Source organism: Arthrobacter sp. OAP107, from assembly GCF_040546765.1.
In the GTDB taxonomy this organism is placed as follows: Bacteria; Actinomycetota; Actinomycetes; order Actinomycetales; family Micrococcaceae; genus Arthrobacter.
Map to the genome: position 1 here is coordinate 4,952,952 of NZ_JBEPOK010000001.1, position 26,400 is coordinate 4,979,351.

21 protein-coding genes and 1 pseudogene are annotated in these 26,400 nt (G+C 64.3%); 7 read left to right on the plus strand and 15 right to left on the minus strand.

Translation table 11 applies throughout. From position 1 onward, the window contains the following. Window positions 1–42: 42 nt before the first annotated feature. From ABIE00_RS22735 to ABIE00_RS22750, 4 genes and pseudogenes are all read left to right on the plus strand, one after another. Window positions 43–946, plus strand: a pseudogene (locus tag ABIE00_RS22735) (calcium:cation antiporter). A gap of 30 nt (window positions 947–976) precedes the next feature. Continuing rightward, on the plus strand, window positions 977–1,471 hold the full coding sequence (locus tag ABIE00_RS22740) for a MarR family winged helix-turn-helix transcriptional regulator (RefSeq protein WP_331570663.1): 495 nt from the start codon (window positions 977–979) through the stop codon (window positions 1,469–1,471). A 152-nt stretch (window positions 1,472–1,623) separates the two neighbouring features. Then, a complete protein-coding gene (locus tag ABIE00_RS22745; RefSeq protein WP_354262890.1) occupies window positions 1,624–3,099 on the plus strand; it encodes an HNH endonuclease signature motif containing protein in 1,476 nt (491 codons plus the stop codon). Window positions 3,100–3,319: 220 nt separating this feature from the next. After that, entirely contained in the window at window positions 3,320–3,922 is a 603-nt protein-coding gene (locus tag ABIE00_RS22750; RefSeq protein WP_354262891.1) for a TetR/AcrR family transcriptional regulator, read from the plus strand. Between the two features lie 35 nt (window positions 3,923–3,957). Here the strand turns inward: ABIE00_RS22750 and ABIE00_RS22755 are convergent, their stop codons facing one another. The 6 genes from ABIE00_RS22755 to tkt form a co-directional block, all read right to left on the minus strand. Then, complete coding sequence (locus ABIE00_RS22755) at window positions 3,958–4,539, minus strand: ribose-5-phosphate isomerase (RefSeq protein WP_354262892.1); 582 nt, start codon at window positions 4,537–4,539, stop codon at window positions 3,958–3,960. Window positions 4,540–4,586: 47 nt separating this feature from the next. Then, window positions 4,587–5,606, minus strand: coding sequence for a class II fructose-bisphosphate aldolase (gene fbaA, locus ABIE00_RS22760; RefSeq protein ID WP_354262893.1), 1,020 nt, complete (start codon window positions 5,604–5,606; stop codon window positions 4,587–4,589). 1 nt (window position 5,607) lies between these two features. Then, window positions 5,608–6,081: a ribose-5-phosphate isomerase gene (locus ABIE00_RS22765; RefSeq protein ID WP_354262894.1), complete on the minus strand. Its 474-nt coding sequence runs from the start codon at window positions 6,079–6,081 to the stop codon at window positions 5,608–5,610. Between the two features lie 10 nt (window positions 6,082–6,091). Then, window positions 6,092–6,811, minus strand: coding sequence for a ribulose-phosphate 3-epimerase (gene rpe / locus ABIE00_RS22770; protein ID WP_354262895.1), 720 nt, complete (start codon window positions 6,809–6,811; stop codon window positions 6,092–6,094). A gap of 91 nt (window positions 6,812–6,902) precedes the next feature. After that, window positions 6,903–8,024, minus strand: coding sequence for a transaldolase (gene tal, locus ABIE00_RS22775; RefSeq protein WP_354262896.1), 1,122 nt, complete (start codon window positions 8,022–8,024; stop codon window positions 6,903–6,905). Window positions 8,025–8,045: 21 nt separating this feature from the next. Continuing rightward, window positions 8,046–10,196, minus strand: a complete 2,151-nt coding sequence (gene tkt / locus ABIE00_RS22780) for a transketolase (protein ID WP_502914259.1) — start codon at window positions 10,194–10,196, stop codon at window positions 8,046–8,048. Between the two features lie 153 nt (window positions 10,197–10,349). Here tkt and ABIE00_RS22785 point away from each other — a divergent pair, with 153 nt between their 5' ends. Beyond that, complete coding sequence (locus tag ABIE00_RS22785) at window positions 10,350–11,657, plus strand: helix-turn-helix transcriptional regulator (protein ID WP_354262897.1); 1,308 nt, start codon at window positions 10,350–10,352, stop codon at window positions 11,655–11,657. Window positions 11,658–11,775: 118 nt separating this feature from the next. On the opposite strand, the gene ABIE00_RS22790 is transcribed toward ABIE00_RS22785, so the two are convergent. From ABIE00_RS22790 to ABIE00_RS22810, 5 genes are all read right to left on the minus strand, one after another. Next, the gene (locus tag ABIE00_RS22790) at window positions 11,776–13,026 is read right to left on the minus strand and encodes an IS256 family transposase (protein ID WP_354263269.1); all 1,251 of its coding nucleotides are present in this window, start codon (window positions 13,024–13,026) and stop codon (window positions 11,776–11,778) included. A 126-nt stretch (window positions 13,027–13,152) separates the two neighbouring features. Next, on the minus strand, window positions 13,153–13,818 hold the full coding sequence (locus tag ABIE00_RS22795) for a DUF5134 domain-containing protein (RefSeq protein WP_354262898.1): 666 nt from the start codon (window positions 13,816–13,818) through the stop codon (window positions 13,153–13,155). A gap of 172 nt (window positions 13,819–13,990) precedes the next feature. Continuing rightward, window positions 13,991–15,931: a primary-amine oxidase gene (locus ABIE00_RS22800; RefSeq protein ID WP_354262899.1), complete on the minus strand. Its 1,941-nt coding sequence runs from the start codon at window positions 15,929–15,931 to the stop codon at window positions 13,991–13,993. A 544-nt stretch (window positions 15,932–16,475) separates the two neighbouring features. Beyond that, complete coding sequence (locus tag ABIE00_RS22805; protein WP_354262900.1) at window positions 16,476–18,137, minus strand: APC family permease; 1,662 nt, start codon at window positions 18,135–18,137, stop codon at window positions 16,476–16,478. Continuing rightward, window positions 18,134–20,074, minus strand: a complete 1,941-nt coding sequence (locus ABIE00_RS22810; RefSeq protein WP_354262901.1) for a primary-amine oxidase — start codon at window positions 20,072–20,074, stop codon at window positions 18,134–18,136. The genes ABIE00_RS22805 and ABIE00_RS22810 overlap by 4 nt, the downstream gene beginning before the upstream one ends. Before the next feature lie 504 nt (window positions 20,075–20,578). Between ABIE00_RS22810 and ABIE00_RS22815 the strand changes: the two genes are divergently transcribed. Continuing rightward, complete coding sequence (locus tag ABIE00_RS22815) at window positions 20,579–22,051, plus strand: APC family permease (RefSeq protein ID WP_354262902.1); 1,473 nt, start codon at window positions 20,579–20,581, stop codon at window positions 22,049–22,051. Beyond that, window positions 22,048–22,791, plus strand: a complete 744-nt coding sequence (locus ABIE00_RS22820; protein ID WP_354262903.1) for an IclR family transcriptional regulator — start codon at window positions 22,048–22,050, stop codon at window positions 22,789–22,791. Before ABIE00_RS22815 ends, ABIE00_RS22820 begins: the two co-directional genes overlap by 4 nt. Window positions 22,792–22,863: 72 nt before the next feature. Here the strand turns inward: ABIE00_RS22820 and ABIE00_RS22825 are convergent, their stop codons facing one another. Genes ABIE00_RS22825 through ABIE00_RS22840 form a run of 4 tightly spaced genes read right to left on the minus strand, consistent with a single transcriptional unit; the run spans window position 22,864 to window position 26,305 of the window. After that, window positions 22,864–23,484 (minus strand): MBL fold metallo-hydrolase, encoded by a 621-nt coding sequence (locus tag ABIE00_RS22825; RefSeq protein ID WP_354262904.1) that lies wholly within the window; start codon window positions 23,482–23,484, stop codon window positions 22,864–22,866. Continuing rightward, window positions 23,481–24,497 carry a glucose-6-phosphate dehydrogenase assembly protein OpcA gene (locus ABIE00_RS22830; RefSeq protein WP_354262905.1) on the minus strand — a complete coding sequence of 339 codons (1,017 nt, stop codon included), beginning with the start codon at window positions 24,495–24,497 and terminating at the stop codon, window positions 23,481–23,483. The genes ABIE00_RS22825 and ABIE00_RS22830 overlap by 4 nt, the downstream gene beginning before the upstream one ends. Then, the gene (gene zwf / locus ABIE00_RS22835) at window positions 24,494–26,050 is read right to left on the minus strand and encodes a glucose-6-phosphate dehydrogenase (protein WP_354262906.1); all 1,557 of its coding nucleotides are present in this window, start codon (window positions 26,048–26,050) and stop codon (window positions 24,494–24,496) included. The genes ABIE00_RS22830 and zwf overlap by 4 nt, the downstream gene beginning before the upstream one ends. 45 nt (window positions 26,051–26,095) lie before the next feature. Beyond that, window positions 26,096–26,305 carry a hypothetical protein gene (locus ABIE00_RS22840; protein WP_354262908.1) on the minus strand — a complete coding sequence of 70 codons (210 nt, stop codon included), beginning with the start codon at window positions 26,303–26,305 and terminating at the stop codon, window positions 26,096–26,098. Window positions 26,306–26,400: the final 95 nt, after the last annotated feature.

The window sequence follows — 26,400 nt, forward strand, 5'->3', positions numbered from 1 at the left end:
AGAGGGCTAGCTCTGAAGGGCCAGCACTGAGAGGATAGCGCTGTGCTGGCCCGGCTCCGTTCGTCCTGGACCGCCGTCGTTCCCGTCGTCGGCCTGATAGTGCTGGCGGTGACTTGGGGAGTCTCCCCCGGCCCAGTGCTGGCCTCCGTCATCGCGGTGGTCCTGGTGGGCGCCGTCCTGGCGGCGGTGCATCACGCCGAAGTGGTGGCGCACCGTGTCGGCGAGCCCTTCGGCTCGCTGGTGCTGGCCGTCGCCGTGACCATCATCGAGGTGGCCCTTATCGTCACGCTGATCGCGTCCGGCGGCGAGGGAAGCCATTCGCTGGCACGGGACACTGTCTTCGCCGCTGCAGCTGGGCTTCGCGGCCGTGGCCTCGCTTGCCCTGTACGGCGTGTTCGTGCTGACCCAGACCGTCCGGCACCGCCACTTTTTCCTCCCCGTCGTTTCCCCCGACGACGGCGGCGACGACGGGCACGGCGCCACGCCCACCAACCGGGCCACGTACACAAGCCTGGCGCTGCTGTGCGCGGCGCTGGTCGCCGTCGTCGGACTGGCCAAAACGGTATCCCCGGTCATCGAGGGGGGCGTCAGCCGAGCCGGGATCCCCGAGTCCTTTGTGGGCGTTGTCATCGCACTCCTGGTGCTGCTGCCGGAGGGACTTGCCGCTACCCGGGCCGCATCGCGGAACAGGATTCAGATCAGCCTCAACCTGGCCTACGGCTCTGCGATTGCCAGCATCGGCCTGACGATACCTGCCATCGCCGTGGCCAGCATCTGGCTGCAGGGACCGCTGACGCTTGGGCTCGGCGGCACACAGATTGTCCTGTTCCTGCTGACTGTCATCGTGGGAACACTCACCGTTGTGCCCGGCCGCGCCACCAGGCTGCAGGGGGCAATCCACCTGGTGCTGTTCGGCGCGTTCCTGTTCCTCGCCATGTTCCCGTAGGCGGATTCGGCACTTCGATATCATGGCTTCATGACTTCCCCCTCAGGGAGCGACGAAGACCTCCTGCTCGAGCGGCAGCTCTGCTTCGCTCTGGCTGTCGCCTCGCGCACCGTCATCGGCGCCTACCGGCCCGTGCTGCAGGAGCTGAACCTGACCCACCCGCAGTACCTCGTCATGCTGGCGCTGTGGGAGAAGAGTCCGCGGTCCGTCAAGGAAATCAGCGACGCCCTCCTCCTGGTTCCGGCCACGCTGTCCCCCCTGCTTAAGCGGCTCGAGGCCTTGGGATACGTGACCCGCCGCCGCGTTCCAGGCGATGAGCGGTCCCTTGCGGTCGGCCTGACACCCGAAGGTACGGCGCTGCGCGACAAGGCCATGGGCGTTCCCGGCACCATGCTGGCCAAGCTTGGCCTCACGCGCGCCCAGGCGGAGGACATCCACGTTGCCATGACGCAGCTCATCGAATCGGCCCAGATCGACCACACGCTCACTGCTGACCCCAACGAGGACGACGAAGCCACGGCTTAGGCGAACCTGCCTCAGCGCGGACACACCTCAGCGCGAACGGACACTTGAGGCCCTATACCCGGGCTCAGCCCCAAAAATGTCGGACCCTGCCCCTAGTCTGGGAGTGTCCGGTTTGGGGGATGCCGGCAAGATTTTTCGGGGGGAGGGGCGGCATGGAGGTACAGGCGTTCGTCACCGATGACGAGGCGTGGGTTCCGGCTGTGAACTTTACGGACCGGGAGGATTCACTGCTGGCCGGCACCCTGAGCGTTCCGCTTCCCTCGTTCCTCACGGCCGAAGAGGCCCTCGGCGTGGTGGAAGCGACCGACCGGGTTATCGCGTGGGCAACAGCCATGAAAATGCGCGCCCTGATACGGGTTGAGGAAGCGATGGGTGAAGAATCACCGGCGCGGATGGAGAACCAGCCGGTACGGTTTGGCGGGGACGAGGCCCACGCCCTGGCCGTCAGCGAGGTGTCCACCGCCTGCGCCCTGTCCGAAGGCACCGCCGCGCGCTGGTTGAACGATGCCGGGGACCTGGCGACGTCCCAGTGGGAGGTCCTTGAGGCGGTTCAGGGCGGGGAGATCTCCGAGGCGCACGCCCGGATCATTCTCGACCAGGTCCGCTCCTTGCCGGCCGGGCAGGCCGAAAAATTCGCCACGATGGCGCTGCAGCGGACCCGGACCCGGCACGGCCGCCGCCGCACGCCGGCGGAGTTCCGCTCCTGCCTGCGGCGGCTGCGCGAGCGTCTGCACCCCGACAGCCTCACCGCCCGCAAAGAGGCTGCCCAGCGTGAGCGCGGGGTCTGGTTCATGGCCGAACCCGACGGCATGTGCACCCTCACCGCACGCCTGTCAGCCGAAACCGGGCTGGCCATCTTCAACGGAATCGACCAGCACGCACGGCAAGCCAGCGCACGCGCCGCCGAACCCACAGACCAGCCCGGCGCCGCTCCCGATCAGAACACACTCCCGGAGCTGCGCGCTGACGCATTCACCTGCCGCTTCCTGGGTGGCGGCAGTGCCGAGTCAGGGACCGGGGCGTTCCGCGCCGAGATCATCGTGACCATCCCGGTCCGAACCATCCTCAGCAACGGCGCCGAATCCCCCGGAATGCTCCCCGCAGCTGAACTTGAAACCGGTGGACCCGAAACGGCCGAACTCGAAGGCTACGGGCCCATCGATGCCGCCACGGCCCGGCGCCTGGCCGCCCTCGCCCCCACCTGGCACCGGCTCTTCACCGACCGCACCACCGGCCAGGCCCTCGGCGTCGGCCGCACCGCCTACCGCCCGCCCAAAGCACTGCGCCGCTACCTGAGCTCCCGCGACCGGACCTGCCGCTTCCCCGGCTGCACCCGCCCCGCCACCGCCTGCGAACCCGACCACACCATCGAATGGCACAACGGCGGCACCACCGACCCCGGCAACCTCGCCATGCTCTGCCAAAAACACCACGCCCTCAAATCCATCGGCGCCTGGACCTACACCCAGTCCACCCCAACCGCAGACCTCCAATGGCGTTCACCCCTCGGCCGGGTATACAGTACCGAACCAGCAGACTTCAGCGAAGCCCTTCACCCCGGTGATCCACCAGGAAGAACACTGAAGCCGCCGGATCACTCCGCGGCGCCCGAACCTCCGCCCTTTTAGGGAGGGCAACAAGCCGCTGTGAATCACGGGGCAGAAGGGTCGGCTCAGCTGCCCGGCCCTACTCCCGGCGCCGGCCCGACGCCACCGTTAACCCGACGCCACCGTTGTGCGGCGCCGGCGAGGCACGCTGCTCAGTAGCCCATCGTCAGCCGGCGTCGACGGCGGGTAACTTCCGGCGCCCACGGCGAAATATTGCATGCCAGAGGTAGAATTTGCCGGCATGAGGACACTCACAGACAACCTTGAAGATCCTGATGATGTCCGCACCCGTATTGTGGTCGCTGCCTACGACCTGTTCGCCCACCGTGGCATCCGGGACGTCGGCGTCGATGAGCTGATCCGCGCCTCGGGCGTCGCCAAGGCGACGTTCTACCGGCACTTCCCGTCCAAGGACCACGTGGCCATGGCCTTTTTGAAGCGCCGCGACGAGCTATGGATGATGGGATCGGTGGTCCCGGAAGCGAAAAGCAGGGCAGACAACCCTGAAGACCAGCTTCTGGCCATCTTCGACGTTTACGACCAGTGGTTTCAGGAGGATGATTTCGAAGCCTGCTCCTTTGTGAAGGTACTGCTCGAAATGGGGGCAACGCATCCCCTGGGCCTGGCCAGCATCGAATACCTGGCCCGGATCCGCCAGCAAGTCCGGCTCCTGGCCGACGAAGCAGGGCTGGAGGATTCCGTGGCGTTCGCCCTCTCCTGGCACATCCTCATGAAGGGCTCGATCATCGCCGCCGCCGAAGGTGACCGGCACTCGGCCCGCCGTGCCCGGCGGATGGCCAGTGGACTGATCGCCACCCACCGCCCCGCCGGCTCCCTGGGTTAGAGAACGGCCGGGGTTTCACTACCGGTTTCAGCCAGCTAAACGGGTTGTGGGATTCCCGCGTTGCGGTCCATCCGTGCCAGCGCGTCCCTTCGGGTGATCTCGCATGCCAGCGGGGTGAGGCAGGTTTCGTAGTCCGCGATCTGCGCTATGCGGCGCTTATGCCGGGACTCCTCCGTGAAAGGCTCCTGCAGGAAAAGCACTGCGAGCCGGCGGCATTCCTCCGGCGTGTGCTCGCGGGCGCCGATGGCGATGACGTTAGCGTCGTTGTGCTGCCGGGCGAGGCGTGCGGTTGACTCGTTCCAGACCAAAGCGGCGCGGATGCCCCTGACTTTGTTGGCCGCGATCTGCTCGCCGTTGCCGGAGCCGCCGATGACGATTCCGAGGCTTGGCCGGTTGTGGCTGAGGTCGCGGGCGACGCCCTCGGCGGCATTGATGCAGAAAGCCGGGTAGTCGTCCTGGGCGTCGTACTCTTTGGGGCCGTGGTCAACCACATCAAACCCCAGGCTTGTCAATTCGTCCTGGAGCGTGCGGCTCAATTCCAGGCCAGCGTGATCGGTACCTATGTGGACCCGGTAAACAGTCCCGGCTTCCGGCCCGTTGGTTGATGTGTTGCTCATGTGATCGCTTTCATGGTTCTGGTGGTTACAAGGAGGTCGTCCGACAGTTAGAAGGTCTTGCCCGCGGAACCCAGCTGCTGGGTTGCTTCGACAATCCGGGCGGCGAGGCCGGCTTCGGCGGAGGCGCCCCAGACACGGGGGTCGTAGGTCTTCTTGTTGCCCACTTCGCCGTCGACCTTCAGCACCCCGTCGTAGTTGCGGAACATGTGGTCCGCCACCGGGCGGGTGTACGCGTACTGCGTGTCTGTGTCGATGTTCATCTTGATCGTGCCGTAAGAGACCGCGTCCGCGATCTCCTGGTCCGAGGACCCCGAACCGCCATGGAAGACCAGGTCGAACGGGTTCTCCTTGCCGATCTTCGCACCGACCTGGGCCTGGATGTCCTTCAGGATCTCCGGGCGCAGCTTCACCCCGCCCGGCTTGTACACCCCGTGCACATTCCCGAACGTCAGCGCCGTGATGTACCGGCCGTTCTCCCCGGCGCCGAGCGCGTCGATGGTGGCCAGCGCGTCCTCGACAGTGGTGTAGAGCTTTTCGTTGATCTCGTGCTCGACGCCGTCCTCCTCGCCGCCAACCGTGCCGATCTCGACCTCGAGAATCATCTTCGCCGCAGCCGTGCGGGCCAGCAGTTCACGGGCGATCCGCAGGTTCTCCTGCAGCGTCTCCGCCGAACCGTCCCACATGTGGGAGTTGAAGAGCGGGTTCCGGCCGGCCTTGACCTCGGCCTCGGACGCGGCCAGCAAAGGCAGCACAAAACCGTCCAGCTTGTCCTTCGGGCAGTGGTCCGTGTGCAGGGCGATGTTCACGTTGTAGTTCTTCGCCACCTCACGGGCGAACGCGGCGAAACCCAGCGACCCGGCAACCATGTCCTTGGTCGAGGCACCCGACCAGTACGCAGCACCACCGGTGGAAACCTGCACAATGCCGTCAGACTCGGCCTCCGCGAAACCACGCAGCGCAGCGTTCAGCGTCTGGGAGGAGGTGACGTTGACGGCCGGAAACGCGTAGCCGCCCTTCTTGGCACGGTCGATCATGTCGGCATAAATATCGGGGGTTGCAATGGGCATGTTATTCGACAACCTCGCCGGTGGACTCAAAGGTGGAGATCTTGCCGATGCGGCGTTCATGGCGTTCGGCGTTGGTGAACGGTTCGGCCAGGAATGCCTTGATCAGTTCGGTGGCTTCCTCAACGGTGTGCTGGCGTCCGCCGACTGCGACAACGTTGGCGTTGTTGTGCTGGCGGGCCAGTTTGGCCGTGTCCAGGTTCCAGGCCAGCGCTGCCCGCACGCCCTTGACCTTGTTCGCGGAGATCTGCTCCCCGTTGCCCGAGCCGCCCAGTACGATCCCCAGGGCGTCCACGCCCGCTGCCTGGTCGGCGACGACGGCGGCCGCGGCGTTGATGCAGAACGCGGGGTAGTCATCCTCGGCGTCGTAGGCGGCGGGCCCGTGGTCCACCATCTCGTAGCCGCTGGCTGACAGCGCCGTGATGAGGTGGGAGCTAAGCTCCATGCCGGCGTGGTCGGTTGCGATATGAACGCGCATGAGTGGTCCTTTAGGCTTGCTGGAAAACGACGTTGCCGGTGCTTGATGCCGCCGGGCCGAAGGCGAGTTGGCCCTTTGCCCGCAGCGACTCGATGGCGTCCTCGGGTGACGGCTTGCCGTACACGGCCGATCCGGCGACGAAGACGTTGGCGCCTGCCTCGGCGGCGCGGACGATGGTTTCTTCAGTGATGCCGCCATCCACCTGGATGGCCACGTTCACCCCGGCACCCTCGACCGCGGCACGGGCGCGGCGGATCTTGGGCAGCACTACGTCCAGGAATGCCTGGCCGCCGAAGCCCGGCTCGACCGTCATGAGCAACAGCATGTCCAGTTCAGTGAGCATGTCCAGGTACGGTTCCACGGGAGTGGCCGGGCGCAGTGCCATGCCTGCCTTGGAACCGCGTGCGCGAAGTTCGCGGGCGAGTTTGATGGGGGCGTCGGACGCCTCGACATGGAATGTCACCGAGCTCAGGCCGGCGTCGGCAAACTGGGGTGCCCAGCGGTCGGCATTGGAAATCATGAGGTGGGCGTCAAGCGGCACCGGGCTGACTCTTTGGATCCGTTCCACAACGGGCAGGCCGATGGTCAGGTTCGGCACGAAGTGGTTGTCCATGACATCCACGTGCACGGCGTCGGCGTTGCTGATGCGGGCCAGCTCGGCTTCGAGGTTGACGAAGTCGGCCGAGAGGATGCTGGGGTTGATGCAGCAATTCAGGGGTGAAACGGACATGATGTCTGCCTTTCAGTGATCTGGGTGACCGCTGCGTGGGGACCCCGAGGGGGTCCCCACACAGTCAGGACGGATTGCGGATAGCCGGGGGCTAGGACGCCTTCCGTGCAGTAGTAAGGGCGCTGTTAACGTCAGCCAGGAGTTCGTTCCAGCTGGCCACAAACTTGTCCAGGCCTTCAGATTCCAGCAGGGCGACAACATTGTTGTAGGAGATGCCGAGGTTCTCGAGGGCGTTGAGGACGGTGTTCGCTTCCCGGTAGGTGCCGGTGATGGTGTCGCCGGCAACCACGCCGTGATCGAACGTGGCGTCCAGGGTCTTCTCCGGCATGGTGTTCACGATTCCGGGGGCGACGAGCTCGGTGACGTAAAGGGTGTCCGGGTAGGCCGGGTCCTTCACGCCGGTGGAGGCCCACAGCGGGCGCTGGGGGCGCGCGCCGGCTTCGGCCAGGACCGCCCAGCGTTCGGTGGAGAAGAGCTCTTCGTAGACCTGGTAGGCGAGGCGGGCGTTCGCGACGCCGGCCTTGCCCTTGAGGGCCTTGGCCGCGTCGGTGCCGATCGCGTCCAGTCGCTTGTCGATCTCGGTGTCCACGCGGGAAACGAAGAACGACGCGACGGAGTGGATCCTGGACAGGTCGTGGCCGTTGTCCTTGGCCTGCTTCAGCCCGGCCTGGAAGGCGTTGATCACTGCCCGGTAGCGCTCCAGCGAGAAGATCAGTGTCACGTTGACGCTGATGCCCTCGGCCAGGACTGCGGTGATGGCTGCGAGGCCCTCGAGCGTGGCGGGGATCTTGATCAGGACGTTGTCCTTGTCGACCTTCTTGAACAGGTTCTTGGCTTCCGCGATCGTGCCCTCGGTGTTCCAGGCGAGGCGGGGGTCCACCTCGATGGAGACACGGCCGTCCACGCCCTCGGTGGCGGCGGCGATCGGAGCGAAGAGGTCGCATGCGTCGGCGACGTCCGTCGTCGTGATCTCGAAGATCGTCTCCTCGACGCCGGCGCCCTGCGCGGCAAGTTCGGCGATCTTGGCGTCGTAGTCCGTGCCGGAGGTGATCGCGGCCTGGAAGATGGACGGGTTGGTGGTCACGCCGACGACATTCTTCTGGTCGATGAGCTTCTGCAGGCTGCCGCTGTCGAGCCGCTCCCGGGAGAGGTCATCCAACCAGATGGACAGACCTGCTTCAGAAAGCTGTGCGGTGGGTGTTGTGTTGGTCATGGCTTGTTTCTTCCTTCAAAGTTAGTTGGCTGCGGCGGCGAGAGAGTCCTTGGCGGCGGCGGCGACTGCTTCCGCGGTGATGCCGAATTCCTGGAAGAGGCGCTTGTAGTCTGCCGAGGCGCCGTAGTGCTCGAGGCTGACGGAGCGGCCGGCGTCGCCGACGAATTCCTTCCAGCCAAGGGCAAGTCCTGCTTCGACGGACACGCGGGCCTTGACCGCTGCGGGCAGGACTGCCTCGCGGTAGGCGGCGTCCTGCTTGTTGAACCACTCCACGCACGGCATGGAGACCACGCGGGTGGCGATGCCTTCGGCCTGGAGTGCTTCGCGGGCCTGGACGGCGAGTTGGACTTCGGAGCCGGTGCCGATCAGGATGACCTGCGCGTTCGCGGTCTTGCCGTCCTTGGACGCCTCGGCCAGCACGTAGCCGCCCTTGGCAACGCCAGCAGTCGAACCGAAGGTGTCACCCTCGGCCGCGCCCTCGCCACGCTCGTAGGTGGGGATGTTCTGGCGGGTCAGGACAATGCCGGCCGGGTTCTCGTGGTTTTCCAGCATGGTCTTCCACGCTGCCGCGACCTCATTGGCATCGCCCGGACGGACGACGTCGAGGCCGACGATCGCACGCAGCGAGGCGAGCTGCTCCACCGGCTGGTGCGTCGGGCCGTCCTCGCCCAGGCCGATGGAGTCGTGCGTCCAGACATACAGGGACGGCACGCCCATGAGGGCGCCGAGGCGGATGGCCGGCTTCTGGTAGTCGCTGAAGATCAGGAACGTGCCGGAGAATGCGCGGGTCTTGCCGTGCAGGCTGATGCCGTTCACGATCGAGGCTGCGGCGTGCTCACGGATACCGAAGTGCAGGACGCGGCCGTACGGGTTGCCCTTCCACGCTTCAGTGGAGCGCGAGGCAGGGATGAACGACGGCGAGCCCTCGATGGTGGTGTTGTTCGACTCGGCGAGGTCGGCAGAGCCGCCCCAGAGTTCCGGCATGACCGGGCCGATGGCGTTCAGGACCTTGCCGGAGGCGGCACGGGTGGAAACATCCTTGCCGGCTTCGAAGACCGGCAGTGCAGCCTCGAGCCCGGCGGGAAGCTGGCGCGCTTCGACGCGCTCCAGCAGGGCAGCGCCCTCAGGGTTGGCGGACTGCCAAGCAGAGAAGGACTCTTCCCATTCCTTGCGGGCAGCGGCGCCGCGGTCCACCACGCGCCGGGCGTGGGCCAGCACGTCCGCGTCCACCTCGAAGGACTTTTCCGGGTCGAAGCCCAGCACCTCCTTCAGGGCCGCGACCTCGTCGGCGCCGAGTGCCGAACCGTGGATCTTGCCGGTGTTCTGCTTCTTGGGGGCCGGGTAGCCGATGATGGTGCGCAGCGAGATGATGGACGGCCTGGAGGTCTCGGCCTTCGCAGCCAGGAGCGCGGAGTAGAGCTCCTGGACGTCTTCGACGTACTCGCCCGATTCGGTCCAGTCAACGCGCTGGGTGTGCCAGCCATAGGCTTCGTAGCGCTTCAGGACGTCCTCGGTGAAGGCGATGTCGGTATCGTCCTCGATGGAAATGTGGTTCTCATCGTAGATGACCACGAGGTTGCCCAGCTCCTGGTGCCCGGCCAGGGAGGAAGCCTCAGAGGTAACACCTTCCTGGATGTCGCCGTCGGACGCGATGACCCAGATGGTGTGGTCGAACGGGCTCTCGCCGGCGGGAGCATCGGCGTCGAACAGGCCGCGCAGGCGGCGCTGCGAGTATGCGAAGCCGACCGAGGAGGCCAGGCCCTGGCCCAGCGGGCCGGTGGTGATCTCAACGCCCGGGGTGTGCTTGTATTCCGGGTGTCCGGGGGTCAGCGCGTCCCATGTGCGCAGCGCCTGAAGGTCCTTCAGTTCCAGGCCGTAGCCGGAGAAGAACAGCTGGCTGTACAGCGTCAGGGAGGAGTGCCCCGGTGACAGGATGAAGCGGTCACGGCCGATCCATTCCGGGTCACGGGGGTCGTGGCGCATCAGCTTCTGGAACAAAAGGTACGCGGCCGGCGCCAGGCTCATCGCGGTGCCCGGGTGGCCGTTGCCGACCTTCTCGACGGCATCGGCAGCCAAAACCCGGAGGGTGTCCACCGCACTCTGGTCCTCGGACGTCCAGTCAAGTGTTGTGGCGTTGTCTGCGATAGGCGTCGCGGTTGCTGTCGGATTCACAATTAATCCCCTTTGATTCGTCGTCGGCCTATAGCGGCCGTACGGATGCTTTCCGGTTGACACCTATACTTCCGAAACTAATGGGTAGGAGTAACACTGTTTTCTGACGGTTTTTACTACACTTTCGGACTGGGTAGCCGCTAGACTGTCGAAATGAGCGCAGCCACCGACCAGCCAACGAAGGCGTCCAATAAGCCCCTTACAGACCTGCCGTGGCCGCTGCTGCATTCCGTGGCAGCAGTTGCCGATGCCCCACTGCTGCAGATAGCGGAGCGGCTGCGTGATGCCACGCTTCCCTACATGGGAAGCAGCGCGCTGGTCATCTTCACCGAGGACTGCACAGGGCGGCCGCAGAAGAAGGCCGGCGCGGAGGAAATTATTTCCCGGGTTTCCATCGCCGAGCTTGACACGCTCCGTGCCACCCTTTCGGATGAGACTCCCTGGTTCGGCGACGCCGAGCTGGCGGGCAAGTCCCGGCCCGCACTCGCCCTGAAACACGCCTCCAGCCAGGCCCTCCTCGTCCTCACGGATCCTCAGCCATCCGATGCCGGGGATAACGCCGGGCTGGACCTGGTGAAATATCTGTGGGGCCTTGCTGCCCGGCGGATCCAGGAGAAGGTGGCCGATGCGCCGCCGTCGTACCTGCTGGAATCCCGGGCGGCTTCAGCCGAGCGTATCCGCGTGACGGCAGAACTGACCGACCTGCACTCCACCACCCTGGAAACCCTCCTGGCGGCGCTGCGTTCCTCCTCGATGGACAACGCGGTAGCCCGCACCACCGTCACCGACCTCACCGCCAAGGCATTGGTCCGGCTCCGGACCCTCAGCGACCGCACGACCGACCTGGTGGAAGAGCCCGTTGCCAAGGCCTTTGAACGCCTGCGCGAGGACCTGCGTCCGCTCACCGGCTACAGCGGAATCGAGGCCGAGTTCATTGAGCCGCCGCTGAATGGACGGGCCCTGCCCGGCGAAGTTGCCCACGCAGCAAGGGCAGTCGTCCGCGGACTTGTGCTGGCCATGATGGAGCAACCTGATGTCAGCAGAATCCGGACGCAATGGGACTGCGACGGCGAAAACCTGCTGATCAACGTGCGCGACGACGGCCGCGGTGCACTTGCGGCCGACGCGCCGAGCATCAGCCGGCTGGACCGCCGGGTCCAGGCGCTCACGGGACAGCTGCGGATGGACGTCATGCCAGGCTGGGGTGCGGACGTCTTCGTCTCCCTACCCCTCGACCTACCCACACGTCCGGCCGGGGACGTCGCCGGATGGAACCTTGCCGCCCGGGAACTCGAGGTGCTCCAGCACCTCGCCGCCGGAAACCGCAACCGCACCATCGCCGCCGCGATGGGCATCAGCGAGAACACGGTCAAGTTCCATGTGCGGAACCTCTTCAAGAAGCTCGACGTCGGCTCACGCACCGAGGCCATCGCGCTGGCACACAGCCACGGGCTCCGGTGACGGCTTAGAAACCCGGCAGCACGCGAAACGGCGGCACCCTGATGGGTGCCGCCGTTTGTCGTTTAGCGCGTGCTGGCGGGTCTGTCAGATAAACGGTGTGTGGATCCGGCCGGTTTCATTAGTGAGTGGTTCTTTCGAACCGGCCGGCGAAGGTGATCGCGAACGCGTTTAGTGCAGGCTTCCACCTCATCACCCAGCGTGCCCGACCGCCGCCGGTGGGATCAAGAGACCTGGTGACCAGATACAGGCATTTCAGGGCAGCGGCCTCGTTTGGAAAGTGCCCGCGGGCCCTGACGGCCCGCCGGTAGCGGGCGTTGATCGACTCGATCGCGTTCGTCGTGCAGATCACCCGCCTGATCTCCACGTCGTACTCCAGGAAGGGCACGAACTCCGCCCAGGAGGACTCCCAGAGCCGGACGATTGCCGGATATCGCTGACCCCACTCGGCCGTGAACTCAGCGAACCGGTCCTTCGCCGCTTGCTCGGACGGGGCCGTGTAGACCGGCTTGAGCGCCTTGACGATGCCGTCGCGGTGCTGGCGTCCGGCGTAGCGGAAGCTGTTGCGGATCAGGTGCACGATGCACTGCTGCACCACCGTTCGCTCCCACGTGGTCGTGATCGCCTCCGGCAGGCCCTTGAGCCCGTCGCAGACAGCGATCAACACATCTTCCACGCCCCGGTTCTTCAGCTCGGAGAATACCTGCAGCCAGAACCGGGCACCCTCGCCGCCGTCGCCGGCCCAGATGCCCAGGATCTCCCGCTCCCCGTTCACGGTGACGCCCATGACGACGTAGAACGGGGTGTTGCGCACCTGCCCGTCACGGACCTTGACCACGACCGCGTCAACGAAGAGCACCGGATAGACCGGGTCCAAAGGTCGGGCCGACCATTCGGCCAGTTCTCCGGCGACCTTCTCCGTGATGCGGCTGATGGTGTCTTTGGAGACCTTGGCCCCGTAGATCTCCTCGAAGTGCGCGGCGATTTCCCCGGTGGTCAGCCCCCGGGCGGACAGCGAGAGGACGATCTGGTCGATCCCGTCCAGACGCCGCTTTCGCTTGGGCACGATCACCGGCTCGAACGAGCCGTCCCGATCCCGGGGCACCTCAATCTCGACCGGGCCGATCTCGGTCAGCACGGTCTTGGACCTGGTGCCGTTGCGCATGTTGGCTGCGATCGGCGTCTGGCCATGCTCGTGCCCGAGGTGCTCGGTCAGTTCCGCTTCCAGCGCGGTCTCCAGCACATTCCTCGTGAGCTGGTTCAACAGCCCGCCCGGGCCTACCAGGCTCACGCCCTGCTCCTTGGCCTGCGCGAGCAACCGCTCGGCAAGCTCCTTCTGATCGATGATCTCTCCCGTCACAGGATCGATCATCACCCCTGTCATCTCGGTCGTGGACTCTGACACGGCCGTCTCCTTTCGGATCAGGCCGGACCCCACACACCGTTATTCAGACAGTCCCGTGCTGGCTTCTGGCTGGGCTGGTTATGCGGTGCTGGGTTATGTGGTGGCGAACATGAGGGCCATGGTGGTGGCGCCGAGGGCTTCGAGGGCGTGTTGGGTGCGGGTGGGGGGTTGGTGTGTTCCTGTGTGGTGGGTGGGTGTTGTGCGGTTGCGGAGGAGCAGGATGAGGAAGGTTGCGGCGGCGGTTGCGAAGAGGAGGGTGAGCAGGATCCCTGGTGTGTGGCCGAGCGCTGTTGCCGTTCCTGGTGGTGTTGCCGGGGTGTGGGGTGTGGTGGTCATGGCGTGGTGGGCGTGGTCCATGGGCATGGTTATGGGTGTTCCGGCGGCGGGGGTGGTTCCGTTGTCCGGGCCGGGGTGGGTCATGGTGGTGATCATGAGGGCTGCGGCGGCCATGGTGAGGGCGTGGTAGGCGCATTTGATTCTGCCCTGGGTGCCGGCGCAGAGGAGTTTGTATTCGGGTCGGGCGACGGCCTGGATGGTGAACCAGAGTGCGGCGCCGGCGAGCAGGCCGATCTGGGCGAGGAGGGTGGTGGGGGCGAGGTTCCAGAGCATGGCTGCCATCAGGGTGTTCATGAGGGCGTGGAGGGTGTTGTTGATCCGGTCGGTGAGGTGGGCTGACCTGTAGGCCTGCCAGAGCTGGCAGGCGCCGCCGGCGAGCAGGACGGCGGTGAGGGTCCAGGTTAGTGCGGGGATATGGAACACGCGGATCACGCCCTACTGGGTTGGGATTTGGTGTGGGGATGTTTTGGGTGGGGAAAGGGGTAGGTCCCCGATGCCGCCCGTGGGCAGCATCGGGGACCGGGTGTTGGTGCTGGTTTTTCTCCGGCTGCTACTTCACCGAACGCCTGCGCTGTTCACAGAACGCCTGGGCTGTTTAGTGGTTGTTGCCGGTGGAGCAGTGTCCGCTGTTGGTGGTGCGGGTTTCGGTGGGGAGGTTCAGGGTGGGGTTTTGGTTGAAGAAGCCGTGGGGTTCGAGCATGAAGCCGATGTTTTGGCGGGGCATGACGGGCCAGTCTTCGAGGCGGACGACGTGGTGCATGCCGAAGGTGTACCAGACCACGAGGTCCTGATCGACGATGTTCCGGTCTTTTTGGGTCCAGATGTGCAGGCCGTCATCGGCGCCGGTGGACTGGTTGGGGTATTCGCCGGCGGCGAAGCGTTCGGTCCGGTCGTAGGCGGTGACCCAGAGGTTGTTCCGGGCGAACTGGGCGCGTTTGGAGACGTAGGACTCGTCCCCGGCGGCGAGCTGGATCCCGTCGGTGGGGATCAGCCGGTAGGCGACGGGTTCGTCCACGATGTTCCTGGACTCGTGGTTGGCGATCTTCCAGAAGCGGTGTTTGGCCGGGTCGGTTTTGCGGATCGCTGCCTTCTCGGTTTCCAGGAGCCGGTCCACGGCCTTGAACGCGGTGTGGGTCGGGTTGTGCTCGGGGTATTCCATGTCGACTTCGTAGACGGCGTTGTTCGGCCCGTCGATTTCAAAGTCCATCCGGACGTTGAACATGTGCTGGTGGATCGGGGCGTAGAGCCCGTCGTTGTTCAGTGACTGGCCGTACGGGCTCTTCTGCCCGGGCTGCTGGCCGGCGGTGGAGAGGATGCCGGTGGCCTTGACCAGGAACTCGATGGACCCGTCCAGGAACAGGTGCCAGTAGAAGGCGTACTCGTAGTTCGCGACCGTGGCGATGAAGGAGATCACGAGCTTGCGGTTCCGGCGGGTTTCGGCGGTGCCCTCGCGGAAGTCGAAGTGCTTCCACAGGATCGAGTCGTCTTCCTCGTGCATGCAGATCGCGTTCTCGATCGTCCACGGGTTGCCGTGGGAATCGACGCTGTTGCCGTCGAAGTACTTGATCTCGCCCAGGCAGTCACAGCCCAGGGTCAGGGAGTTGGCCATGTTGCCGATGTTGTACTCACCGGAATCGAACGCGTTCTTCTTCGCCTGGACCGGGGCGGTGTCACCGTACGGGACGACCATTTCCGAGAGCGAGGCACGGTTGATCACCGGGCGCTCCACGCCCTGGTCACGGAACTTCAGCTGGTGCAGGACCAGGCCTTCACGCGGGGTGAACCCGACCCGGAAGGACCAGTCGGCCCACTGCACATGGTTCCCGGTCACCTGGAACGAGGCGCCCTCGGGCTGGGTGATCTCGATCGGCTTCAGATCCGTGCGGGCCGGGCCGACGTACTTGGGCAGGTAATTGCCCCGCGCGGCCGGGACCGGGATCGCCTGGTCATCCTCGAGCCTGACGACCTCACCGGCGTTCAGGTCATAGAAGACGATGAAGTTCTCGATCGGGTGCGCGTACGGGCTGTCATCGGGCTCGTCCCGGACGAAGACCAGGGCACGCATCAGCCGCCGGCCCTCGGCGTCCTCACCGAAATACCCCACCGACCACGGCTCGAAGCACACCAGGTCCAGATCCGTCAGGCCCCGCTTCGCCAAAGCCGCAATCACGTTCGGATCCTTCCGGCACGCCTCCTCACACTCGGCGAACTCATCGAGCATGAACGGCGGCTGAACATTCTCCGCCAACTGGACCCACCGGTCCACCGTGCCGGCCTCCAGGTTCACGACCGCCTCGAACGCACGCCCCGCGGCACGGTCCACCAAAACAGCATCCGCCTCACGCGCCACCTGCACACCGGCACGCAGATCCTCCTTGGACGGCTCACGCAACTCAACACTGATAAAACGGAACGACTCCCCCGCAGCAGGGCCCTCCTTCAAAACCCCCACCGCACGCGAAATCTCCTCCCGCGACAACGGATCCAACGGGTGCGAAACCCCAACAACAGCTGAAGTATCAATATCGACAGTCATGCTTCTACTCCTAAATAAGTCCCTTGACAGGAAGAGGACGCCTACGGCCCGGAAGCCTGGTGGTATTGCCGGTGGGGGCGATAGGCAGAAAAGGGTCCCTTGGATTCTCAGAACTGTTCGTCCTTGGCAGATCTGTTCATCTCCGGTGCGGAATGAGTAGGTGTGATACCAGTCACCCGCGTTCCTTTCACAAGCAAAACTACGGCAGGGAATTCGTTTATGAAAGTTATTTATATAGATTTACGTGAGAAATTTGGGACCGTAAATTCCCACTCCAGTTAACATGTTGGAAACATTCGGAAACACAACAGCACGCGAAACGGCGGCGCCCTGGTGGGTGCCGCCGTCGTAGTTTTGGCTTTGCTGGGGTTTGGCTTTGCTCACGCCCTACTGGAGTGGATTATGGCGCGGATTATAGGTTTGGGTTCGGTCCCCGGTGCGGGTGCCGACAGCACCGGGGACCGAAGTTTTTGGGTAGCTTTGGCGCGGACAGGGCTGGTCCCCGATGCCGCCCGTGGGCACCATCGGGGACCGGCTGCTGGGGCTATTCCTTCTCCAGCTCCAGCTTTTTCTCGCGCTCCAGTTCGTCGAGTTCCAGGTCCAGGTCGCCGGTGGCGTGCTGGCGCTCCATGTCCCTGACGTCGTCGAGATCGATCGGGTGCAACGGTTCCGGATCTTCCTCGTCCAGGACCGGGCCGTGGCCGTCGTCGGCAAGAACGACGTGGCCGATGGTTTCGTACTTGAGCGGATCAGTTTTCCGGAAGTAGAGCGCCAGACCTGCCCCCGTGAGGAACAGCCCGGCGGCAATGTAGGGGATGAGCTTGAACAGCAGGGACGACGATGCAGGTCCGGCAGCCGTGTCCAGGTTCAGGAACATCAGGATAACAACGGCGAACATACCCGCCCCACCAACAATGGGGGCGACCTTGGTACGCCAGAAGCTTTCTTCCGGATGGTGCTTGCGGAAGTAGTTGAACACTGCCGCCATGGTTACGGTCTGCACAATCACGAGCATGAATGTCCCAAGGATCGCCAGAAGGGCGAAAACATCCAGGTAGGGGTCCTTATTGAAGAACCAGAACCCGAGGATCCACAGGATGGCGATACCCGTCTGGAGGAATGACGCGATGTGCGGCGATCCGTGTTTCTTGTGGGTCCTGCCAAGGATGCCCGGCAGGATGCCCTCGCGTCCGAGGGAATACATGTAGCGCGAGGCTGCGTTGTGGAAGGCCATGGCGCAGGCGAAGGATCCGGTCATCATCAGCCATTCCATGACCAGGACCCAGCCGTGGCCGACAAAGACATCAGTGGGGTGGAAGAACATGTCCAGGGGGTTGGCGCTTTGCGCCAGGGCGATAGCCCCCTGCGCGCCGTTGCCCGCGACGGACATCCAGGAGACAAAGGTGTAGAAGACGCCGACGCCCGTGACCGCGATCATCGTGGCGATCGGGATAATCTTCTTCGGGTTCTTGGATTCCTCCCCGTACATCACCGTCGACTCGAAGCCTGTCCAGGACCAGAACGCGATGAACATGGCCAGCCCCGGCGCGGCGGACTGCAGTCCGTTTGGCGAGAACGCAATGGCCGGGTTCAATGTCTCCGGCATCAGCCCATCGGGGCCTCCACCTTGGAACAGGACGCCGAAGGCCATGATGGCCAGGATCGCAATCTCCGTGAACAACAGCAGCGTCAGGATTTTCGCTGCCATGCTGATCTCAAAGAAGGTCAGGAAGCCGATGGTCAACAGGCCAACCACGGCGAAGACTACCCAATGGATGTCCATGCCCAACTGGTCCTTGAAGGCCAGATGGCCAAAGTACGAGAATATTCCGATGATGCTGGCTTCAAAAACGATGTAGCCGAAGGTCACCATGAAACCGGTTCCGAGGCCGAGCACGCGCCCCAGACCGCGGGAGATGAAGCCGTAGAACGCGGCCGTCGAGGTCACGTAGCGCGCCATCGTGACGTACGCGATCGCAAAGATGGACAGGATCAGCGTTGCCCAGATATACGTTGCCGGCGTTCCGGTGCCGACACCGAATCCAACCGAAATCGGGACGTTACCGCTCATCACCGTGATGGGTGCGGACGTCGCGACCGCCATGAACACTACATCCCACAGCCCCAGGGTGTTGGCCTTCAGCTTCCCCGACCGGGAACCGGTCGTGACGGTACTGGAGCTTGCTGGAACTTGTTGCCGGCTCATTTCCCGGCCCCCATGCTGCAGTGTCCGCTGTTGGTGGTGCGGGTTTCGGTGGGGAGGTTCAGGGTGGGGTTTTGGTTGAAGAAGCCGTGGGGTTCGAGCATGAAGCCGATGTTTTGGCGGGGCATGACGGGCCAGTCTTCGAGGCGGACGACGTGGTGCATGCCGAAGGTGTACCAGACCACGAGGTCCTGATCGACGATGTTCCGGTCTTTTTGGGTCCAGATGTGCAGGCCGTCATCGGCGCCGGTGGACTGGTTGGGGTATTCGCCGGCGGCGAAACGTTCGGTCCGGTCGTAGGCGGTGACCCAGAGGTTGTTCCGGGCGAACTGGGCGCGTTTGGAGACGTAGGACTCGTCCCCGGCGGCGAGCTGGATCCCGTCGGTGGGGATCAGCCGGTAGGCGACGGGTTCATCCACGATGTTCCTGGACTCGTGGTTGGCGATCTTCCAGAAGCGGTGTTTGGCCGGGTCGGTTTTGCGGATCGCTGCCTTCTCGGTTTCCAGGAGCCGGTCCACGGCCTTGAACGCGGTGTGGGTCGGGTTGTGCTCGGGGTATTCCATGTCCACTTCGTAGACGGCGTTGTTGACCCCGTCGATTTCAAAGTCCATCCGGACGTTGAACATGTGCTGGTGGATCGGGGCGTAGAGCCCGTCGTTGTTCAGTGACTGGCCGTACGGGCTCTTCTGCCCGGGCTGCTGGCCGGCGGTGGAGAGGATGCCGGTGGCCTTGACCAGGAACTCGATGGACCCGTCCAGGAACAGGTGCCAGTAGAAGGCGTACTCGTAGTTCGCGACCGTGGCGATGAAGGAGATCACGAGCTTGCGGTTCCGGCGGGTTTCGGCGGTGCCCTCGCGGAAGTCGAAGTGCTTCCACAGGATCGAGTCGTCTTCCTCGTGCATGCAGATCGCGTTCTCGATCGTCCACGGGTTGCCGTGGGAATCGACGCTGTTGCCGTCGAAGTACTTGATCTCGCCCAGGCAGTCACAGCCCAGGGTCAGGGAGTTGGCCATGTTGCCGATGTTGTACTCACCGGAATCGAACGCGTTCTTCTTCGCCTGGACCGGGGCGGTGTCACCGTACGGGACGACCATTTCCGAGAGCGAGGCACGGTTGATCACCGGGCGCTCCACGCCCTGGTCACGGAACTTCAGCTGGTGCAGGACCAGGCCTTCACGCGGGGTGAACCCGACCCGGAAGGACCAGTCGGCCCACTGCACATGGTTCCCGGTCACCTGGAACGAGGCGCCCTCGGGCTGGGTGATCTCGATCGGCTTCAGATCCGTGCGGGCCGGGCCGACGTACTTGGGCAGGTAATTGCCCCGCGCGGCCGGGACCGGGATCGCCTGGTCATCCTCGAGCCTGACGACCTCACCGGCGTTCAGGTCATAGAAGACGATGAAGTTCTCGATCGGGTGCGCGTACGGGCTGTCATCGGGCTCGTCCCGGACGAAGACCAGGGCACGCATCAGCCGCCGGCCCTCGGCGTCCTCACCGAAATACCCCACCGACCACGGCTCGAAGCACACCAGGTCCAGGTCCGTCAGGCCCCGCTTCGCCAAAGCCGCAATCACGTTCGGATCCTTCCGGCACGCCTCCTCACACTCGGCGAACTCATCGAGCATGAACGGCGGCTGAACATTCTCCGCCAACTGGACCCACCGGTCCACCGTGCCGGCCTCCAGGTTCACGACCGCCTCGAACGCACGCCCCGCGGCACGGTCCACCAAAACAGCATCCGCCTCACGCGCCACCTGCACACCGGCACGCAGATCCTCCTTGGACGGCTCACGCAACTCAACACTGATAAAACGGAACGACTCCCCCGCAGCAGGGCCCTCCTTCAAAACCCCCACCGCACGCGAAATCTCCTCCCGCGACAACGGATCCAACGGGTGCGAAACCCCAACAACAGCTGAAGTATCAATATCGACAGTCATGCCTAACTCCTTAATGAGTCCTTAGAAAAGGATGAGGACGCCTATGGCCTCGGAGCCGAAGCGCGCCCCGGAAACGGGCCTTGAAAAGCCGAGGGGTAGTCATGGTGGTTGCTGACCCACACGCGGCCTGGAACTCGTGTCCGGCCCGGTAAGTGGTGTTGGGACCAACAGACACAAAGGTCCACGGATTCTCAGTACTGTTCGTCGTCGTCAGCACCGTTCATCCCTGGTGCAGATGAGCGGTGTGATTCCGGTCACCTGCGTTCCTTTCACAAGCAAAACTACGTCAGGGAATTCATTTAGGCGAGGAATTCATAAAGATTTACGTGAGAAATTCGGGGCCACAAATTCCCACTCCAGTTAACATGTTGGAAACATTCGGAAATACGGCCGAGGCTGTCCCCGGAGGCCCCGGGAATGCTAATGTTCTGCACCGTGGGCCCGATGACTTGCGTCCCCTCGTGAGCAAGGCACACGTGCCTGTCCGAGGGAAAGTTGGTACCAGTGTCTGCTCGCGATGATCGCTTCATCACTCCCCGCTCGCCTGTGGAGGGTCTTCGCCGCCGGAGACTTTCCTTCCTGCCTGTCTTTGCGCAGGCAGTTGCCGGCGTGGCACCTGCGGGTGCCATGTCCGTCATTCCGGCTCTTGTCTTTCCGGGACTCGTCTTTGGATCCAACGGACCGAACCTTGTGGTGACATTCGGCGCCGCAATGGCGGTGATGGTCCTGGTTTCGTTCTCGCTAAGACCGATGGCCCAGCGCATGGCCGCCGTCAGCGGCCTTTACAGCTACACGGCCAAGGGACTGGGCCAGCGGACGGCAATAACCGCCGGCTGGTCGGCCATGTTCGGTTATGCACTCGTCGCCATGGCCAGCCTGTTGCTTGTTGGCGTGTACGTTGGCCAGCTATTCAGTAATCTCGGGGTTCCCGTCGCGGACTCCAAGGCCTTCACCGTGCCGGTCATCATCGCCGCCGCGGCCGCGGCCTGTTTCCTCATGGTGAGGGGGATCCGGGTATCGGCCTGGTTCACGGTGTTGCTGGAATCCATTTCAATCGGTGTCCTCGCCGTCCTCATGATCGTCTACTTCGCGTTCAACGCGCCAAGCGCCAATCTCGGGAGTGTGTTTGCCTGGAACGGAGACTTCGATTCCTTACCACTCGGAATCGTCGTGGCCGTAAGCGCCTTCGTTGGCTTCGAAAGCCCGACCACGCTGGGCGGTGAGGCGCACAGGCCCTTCATCACCGTCCCGCGGGCCATCACATGGACCCCCATCCTGATGGGAGTGCTGTGCCTTCTTGCCGTGACCGCCCAGGATGCAGCACTCAAGGAGGCGCCGCTTAGCATTGCAGCCAGCTCCACGCCGTTGTCTGACCTGTTTTCCCAGTCCTCCCCGGTGTCCGCTGCCGTACTCGACCTGGGAATCGCAGCATCCTGGTTTGGCTGCGCGATCGCATCCGTGAACGCCCTTGCCCGGATATTTTTCTGCATGGGCAGGGAAGGGGTGGCGCCGCGAATAGTCGGCCGGACCCATCCCGTCTTTCGGACTCCCTCAATGGCAATCATGGTCGTGATGCCGGTAGTTGCCGTCGTTCCCATCGCCATCGTCATCTTCGGCGCCAGCCCGGAACGGGGCCTCGTGAACCTCTTCACGCTGGGCGCATACGGATACCTTGGCTCCTATATCCTTGCCAGTGCGTCCATGCCCTTCTTCCTGCGCCGTATAGGCGAGAGTACCTACTCCAGCTGGATCCTGGGAGCCGTGACCTCCGTGGCCCTCGGAGCGGTCTTCTGGACAGCCGCGGCGGCATCGATCCGCACAGGCAGCCTGCAAACCCTCGTCTATGCCGGTGTTCTCCTCGCCAGCGTCATGTACGCCACCTTCCTCCGCCTCCGGTTACCCGGGCGCCTGGCGTCCGTCGGCATCTACGACGAAACCCGGGAATTGGACCTCTTTAATGGCAGGGCCACCCCATGACCTACAGGCCCACACATTCCGGACCCAGCACAACCTCAAACCCGCTCAGGATCCTGGAAATCGTTGCCCGGTTCGGCACCGGGACAACGGCCAAAGAGGTCACGGATGCCCTGCAGATGCCCCAGGCAACCGCGTACCGGATTTTGAATTCGCTTGTCGCGGACGAATATCTGGTCCGTACCTCCGACCTCCGCGGGTTTGCGCTCGGTCAGGCGATTACAGGACTGATTACGGCCGCGACTCCCCCAACCGTTCCAACCGCAGCCCGCGCCCTCATTCAGGAATTCCGCGGCGGGAACCGTTTCGCTGTGCACCTCTTCATGTTCCGGAGCGCTTCCCTCAGAGTCGCCGACGAGGACCCGGATTATCCGCTCCACTCTGCTTTCGAAATGCTCCGGTATCCGCACGCTTCGGCCGCAGGAAAGCTGATGCTTGCTGAACTCGGCGATTCAACCTCCCCGCTCCCGAAGGGGCCGCTGGTAAAGCTGACATCACACACCATCACGAACAGTGCCCAGCTGGAGGAAGAGCTCGCGGACATAAGGCTCAAAGGGGAAGCTTCGGAAATCAACGAACTGGAACAAGGCTCCGCCAGCCTGGCGCTTCCCGTACGACTGCCTAACGGGGTGGCCGGCGCAGCCCTGTGCCTGTCCAGTCCAGCGGAGCGATTCACCGCAACCCGCGAGCACGCCGAAGCGGCCCGCGAACTGACCTCGCGGCTGGCACCATTCCTGTTCTGATCACGCCGAAGGCGCGCCAGGCATTCCTGGCGCGCCTTATGTATATGGATTGCTTCCTCTTACGGGTTCCTTTTACTCGGGGATTTTGGCGAGGGTTTCGCGTTCGGCGGCGATGGTGGTGTTCTCGCCGTGTCCGGTCCTGACGATGGTGTCCGCGGGGAGGGTGAGGAGCCGTTCGCGGATGGAGGTCAGGATGGTGGGGTAGTCGCTGTAGGAACGCCCCGTGGCGCCGGGTCCGCCGTTGAACAGGGTGTCGCCGGTGAACACGGTCCCCTCATCTTCGAGGTGGAAGCAGGTGGAGCCGGGTGAGTGGCCCGGGGTGTGGATCGCCTTGAGCGTGGCGCCGGCGACGCCGAACTCGTCCCCGTCCTTGATCGCCTTATCGGGGGTGGTGCCGGGGTAAACCTGCTCCCAGAGGACCTGGTCCTCCGGGTTCAGCCACACCGGGGCACCCACGGCCCGGGCGAGTTCGCGGGCGGCACCGATGTGGTCGTTGTGCGCGTGCGTGAGCAGGACCGCCTTCACCTTCCGGCCGGCCACGGCGTTGATGATCGCGGCGGCGTCGTGCGGGGAATCAATGACCACGCATTCCTCATCGTTGCCCACGATCCAGACGTTGTTCTCCACATCCCAGGTCCCGCCGTCCAGCGAAAACGTCCCGGAGGTGACGAGGTTCTCGATCTTAACGCTCATGCGGACACCGCCATGTTGCCGACGGCCTCGTCAATGGTGATGCGCTCCGGGACAAATGAATCCAGCTCAGGGCTGCCCGACCCGTAACGGCCTTCTTGATACGTCCCGGAAACGGCCAGGCCACGAACCGTTTCACCGAAGACTTCGTCGGGGTCGAGCCGGCGGAGTTCCTCTGCGAGGCAGTCGCGGAGGCTGCGCCGCGGAAGGGAGATCCGTTGCGCGGGCTGGCCGGGCTGGGTGAGTTCGGCGACCGTGTGCCCGGGCCGGAACAGCCGGATGCTGCCGGACGTCTTGATCAGCTGGGCGCCCCGGATTCCGGTGCCGGGGGCGTCCGCGAGGATGCTGACCGGCACGTCCAGAGCCTGCGTGAGCCACGCCGCGAGCAGGATGGTGCTGGGCGAGTCTGAGGCTCCCTCGACGGTGACGGCGGTAATCGGGGTGTCGTCGGCCTGGTCCAGAACAGCAGCGAGCTTTATGCGCCAGTTCGTCAGCCGCGTCCAAGCCAGGTCGGTATCGCCTGCCGTATAGGTGTTCCGGATGTTCTCCAGCGCCCACCGCGGGTCCGCCGCATTGGCTGAGTCCGTGATCCGGCGGTGTGCAATCCGTCCAATGGAGGTTTGGCTGGCATTCGCCGGTGCCCCGTTCGGCCACCAGGCCACGATCGGGGCGTCGGGCAGGAGCAGCGCGGCGACGAGGGACTCGCTTTCCTCGGCGAGTTCACCGAAGCCGCGCAGCACGATGACCTCCGACGCGCCCGCGTCGCCGCCGACCCGGAGCTGGGCGTCCAGGCGGGCGGGTTCCTCCGGCGAACCGGCGGCCAGCACGATGATCCGGCAGGGGTGCTCGCGGCTGGCCTCATTGGCCGCCTCGATGGCTTCCTCTTCCAGTCCTGACTTTGTGATGACCACCAGGGTCAGGACGCGGCCAAGGGCGATCACGCCGCCCTGCGCGCGCAGGGACTGGATCTTCTTGGCAACGGCAGAGGTGGTGGTGTTGGGGAGATCTACAATCATGGCCTTCTCCAGGTGCGTCCGTCGCGGGTGAGCAGCTCGTCAGCCGAGGCAGGCCCCCAGCTTCCGGGCGCGTAGGGCTCGGGCTGGTTAGGCAGGGATGCCCAGTACTTCTCGAACGGGTCCAGGATTTTCCAGGACAGTTCCACCTCCTGGTGGCGAGGAAACAGTGGTGGCTCGCCGAGGAGCACGTCCAGGATCAGCCGTTCATACGCTTCGGGGCTGGACTCGGTGAACGAGTGCCCGTAGCCGAAGTCCATGGTCACGTCCCGGACTTCCATCTGGGTGCCGGGGACCTTGGAGCCGAACCGGATGGTGGCGCCCTCGTCGGGCTGGACCCGGATGACTACCGCGTTCTGCCCGAAATCGTCGTCGCTGTGGTCGCGGAAGAGCAGGTTCGGTGCCCGCTTGAAGACCACCGCGATCTCGGTGACGCGGCGTCCGAGCCGCTTGCCGGCCCGCAGGTAGAACGGAACGCCGTTCCAGCGGCGGGTGTTGATGTCCACGCGGATCGCGGCATACGTTTCGGTGGTCGAGTCCGCCGGGATGCCCTCTTCTTCGAGGTATCCCTGGACCTGCTCGCCACCCTGCCAGCCGCCGGTGAACTGCCCGCGTGCGGAATGCGTGGACAGGTCATCCGGGAGCTGGACCGCGGCGAGAACCTTTTCCTTCTCGGCACGCAGGTCAGCGGCATTAAAGGAGATGGGTTCCTCCATTGCTGTCAGGGCGAGCAGCTGCAGCAGGTGGTTCTGGATGACATCGCGGGCTGCACCCACGCCGTCGTAATACCCCGCGCGGCCGCCGGTGCCGATGTCTTCGGCCATGGTGATCTGGACGTGGTCCACATACTTGGCGTTCCAGAGCGGTTCGAAGAGCTGGTTGACGAAGCGCAGGGCCAGGATGTTCTGGACCGTCTCTTTGCCGAGGTAATGGTCAATGCGGAACACGGAATCGGCCGGGAAAACCGACTCAACAATGTTGTTGAGCTGCCTTGCTGATTCGAGGTCGTGGCCAAACGGCTTTTCAATGACCACCCGCCGCCATGTCTCGCCCTCGGCCTGCGCCAGGCCGTGCTTCGAGAGCTGCCGGCAGACCAGTTCAAAGGCCTTCGGTGGGATGGACAAGTAGAACGCGTGGTTGCCCCGTGTACCGCGCTGCTCGTCCAGTTCGGCCAGGGTGTCGGAAAGCCGCCCAAAGGCGGCGTCGTCGTCGAAATCACCCTGGAGGTAGCGGATGCCCTCGGAGAGCTGGTTCCATACCGCCTCGGAAAACGGCGTACGGGAATATGCCTGGACGGACTCCTTGATCGCGGCCGTGAGGTCCTCATTCGTCCGGTTCTGCCGGCCGAAGCCCACCAGCGCAAAGCTCGGCGGCAGGAGTCCCCGGTTTGCGAGGTCATAGACGGCGGGCAAGAGTTTCTTGCGTGCCAGGTCTCCGGTTACGCCAAAGAGCACCAAGGACGATGGGCCCGCCACCCTGGACAGCCGGCGGTCGCGCGGGTCCCGGAGCGGATTCTGCCCGGACCTCACACTCGAATCAGGATAAGTAACAGACATTGTTGCCTTCTAACTTTCGACAGGCAGTGCGCCGTCGACTGACGGTCACGAGAGAACTAGCTCACGAGTCTCCCCAAAGGGAACGGTGTCGCTAAGTGTGAGCGTGTACCGGCCCGGATCATGGCGGGTGACCAGAATCCCGGCAAACCGCTGGGGCGCCCGGCGGAGCAAGGCTTCTGCATCGTCGAGCAACTCGTAAAGCCGGACAGGATCATTAACGAGAATTTCCACGTACTCGGCGGCCTGAGCAGACATGATGAACAGTTTCCTTCCCAGGGATCAGGGTCCCCCAATATGCAAACCCCTCATCCTCGGGGTGTGCTCTGTTGACTCCGTAGATGGGTCTTACT

Coding starts and splice junctions, on each gene's coding strand:
- ABIE00_RS22790 (WP_354263269.1), bottom strand. CDS start 13,026: ATGATCGATCCTGTGACGGGAGAGATCATCGATCAGAAGGAGCTTGCC.
- ABIE00_RS22825 (WP_354262904.1), bottom strand. CDS start 23,484: ATGAGCGTTAAGATCGAGAACCTCGTCACCTCCGGGACGTTTTCGCTG.
- ABIE00_RS22805 (WP_354262900.1), bottom strand. CDS start 18,137: ATGAGCCGGCAACAAGTTCCAGCAAGCTCCAGTACCGTCACGACCGGT.
- tal (WP_354262896.1), bottom strand. CDS start 8,024: ATGACCAACACAACACCCACCGCACAGCTTTCTGAAGCAGGTCTGTCC.
- ABIE00_RS22830 (WP_354262905.1), bottom strand. CDS start 24,497: ATGATTGTAGATCTCCCCAACACCACCACCTCTGCCGTTGCCAAGAAG.
- ABIE00_RS22740 (WP_331570663.1), top strand. CDS start 977: ATGACTTCCCCCTCAGGGAGCGACGAAGACCTCCTGCTCGAGCGGCAG.
- ABIE00_RS22745 (WP_354262890.1), top strand. CDS start 1,624: ATGGAGGTACAGGCGTTCGTCACCGATGACGAGGCGTGGGTTCCGGCT.
- ABIE00_RS22765 (WP_354262894.1), bottom strand. CDS start 6,081: ATGCGCGTTCATATCGCAACCGACCACGCCGGCATGGAGCTTAGCTCC.
- ABIE00_RS22800 (WP_354262899.1), bottom strand. CDS start 15,931: ATGACTGTCGATATTGATACTTCAGCTGTTGTTGGGGTTTCGCACCCG.
- rpe (WP_354262895.1), bottom strand. CDS start 6,811: ATGTCCGTTTCACCCCTGAATTGCTGCATCAACCCCAGCATCCTCTCG.
- ABIE00_RS22840 (WP_354262908.1), bottom strand. CDS start 26,305: ATGTCTGCTCAGGCCGCCGAGTACGTGGAAATTCTCGTTAATGATCCT.
- ABIE00_RS22755 (WP_354262892.1), bottom strand. CDS start 4,539: ATGAGCAACACATCAACCAACGGGCCGGAAGCCGGGACTGTTTACCGG.
- ABIE00_RS22810 (WP_354262901.1), bottom strand. CDS start 20,074: ATGACTGTCGATATTGATACTTCAGCTGTTGTTGGGGTTTCGCACCCG.
- zwf (WP_354262906.1), bottom strand. CDS start 26,050: ATGTCTGTTACTTATCCTGATTCGAGTGTGAGGTCCGGGCAGAATCCG.
- ABIE00_RS22750 (WP_354262891.1), top strand. CDS start 3,320: ATGAGGACACTCACAGACAACCTTGAAGATCCTGATGATGTCCGCACC.
- ABIE00_RS22785 (WP_354262897.1), top strand. CDS start 10,350: ATGAGCGCAGCCACCGACCAGCCAACGAAGGCGTCCAATAAGCCCCTT.
- fbaA (WP_354262893.1), bottom strand. CDS start 5,606: ATGCCCATTGCAACCCCCGATATTTATGCCGACATGATCGACCGTGCC.
- ABIE00_RS22820 (WP_354262903.1), top strand. CDS start 22,048: ATGACCTACAGGCCCACACATTCCGGACCCAGCACAACCTCAAACCCG.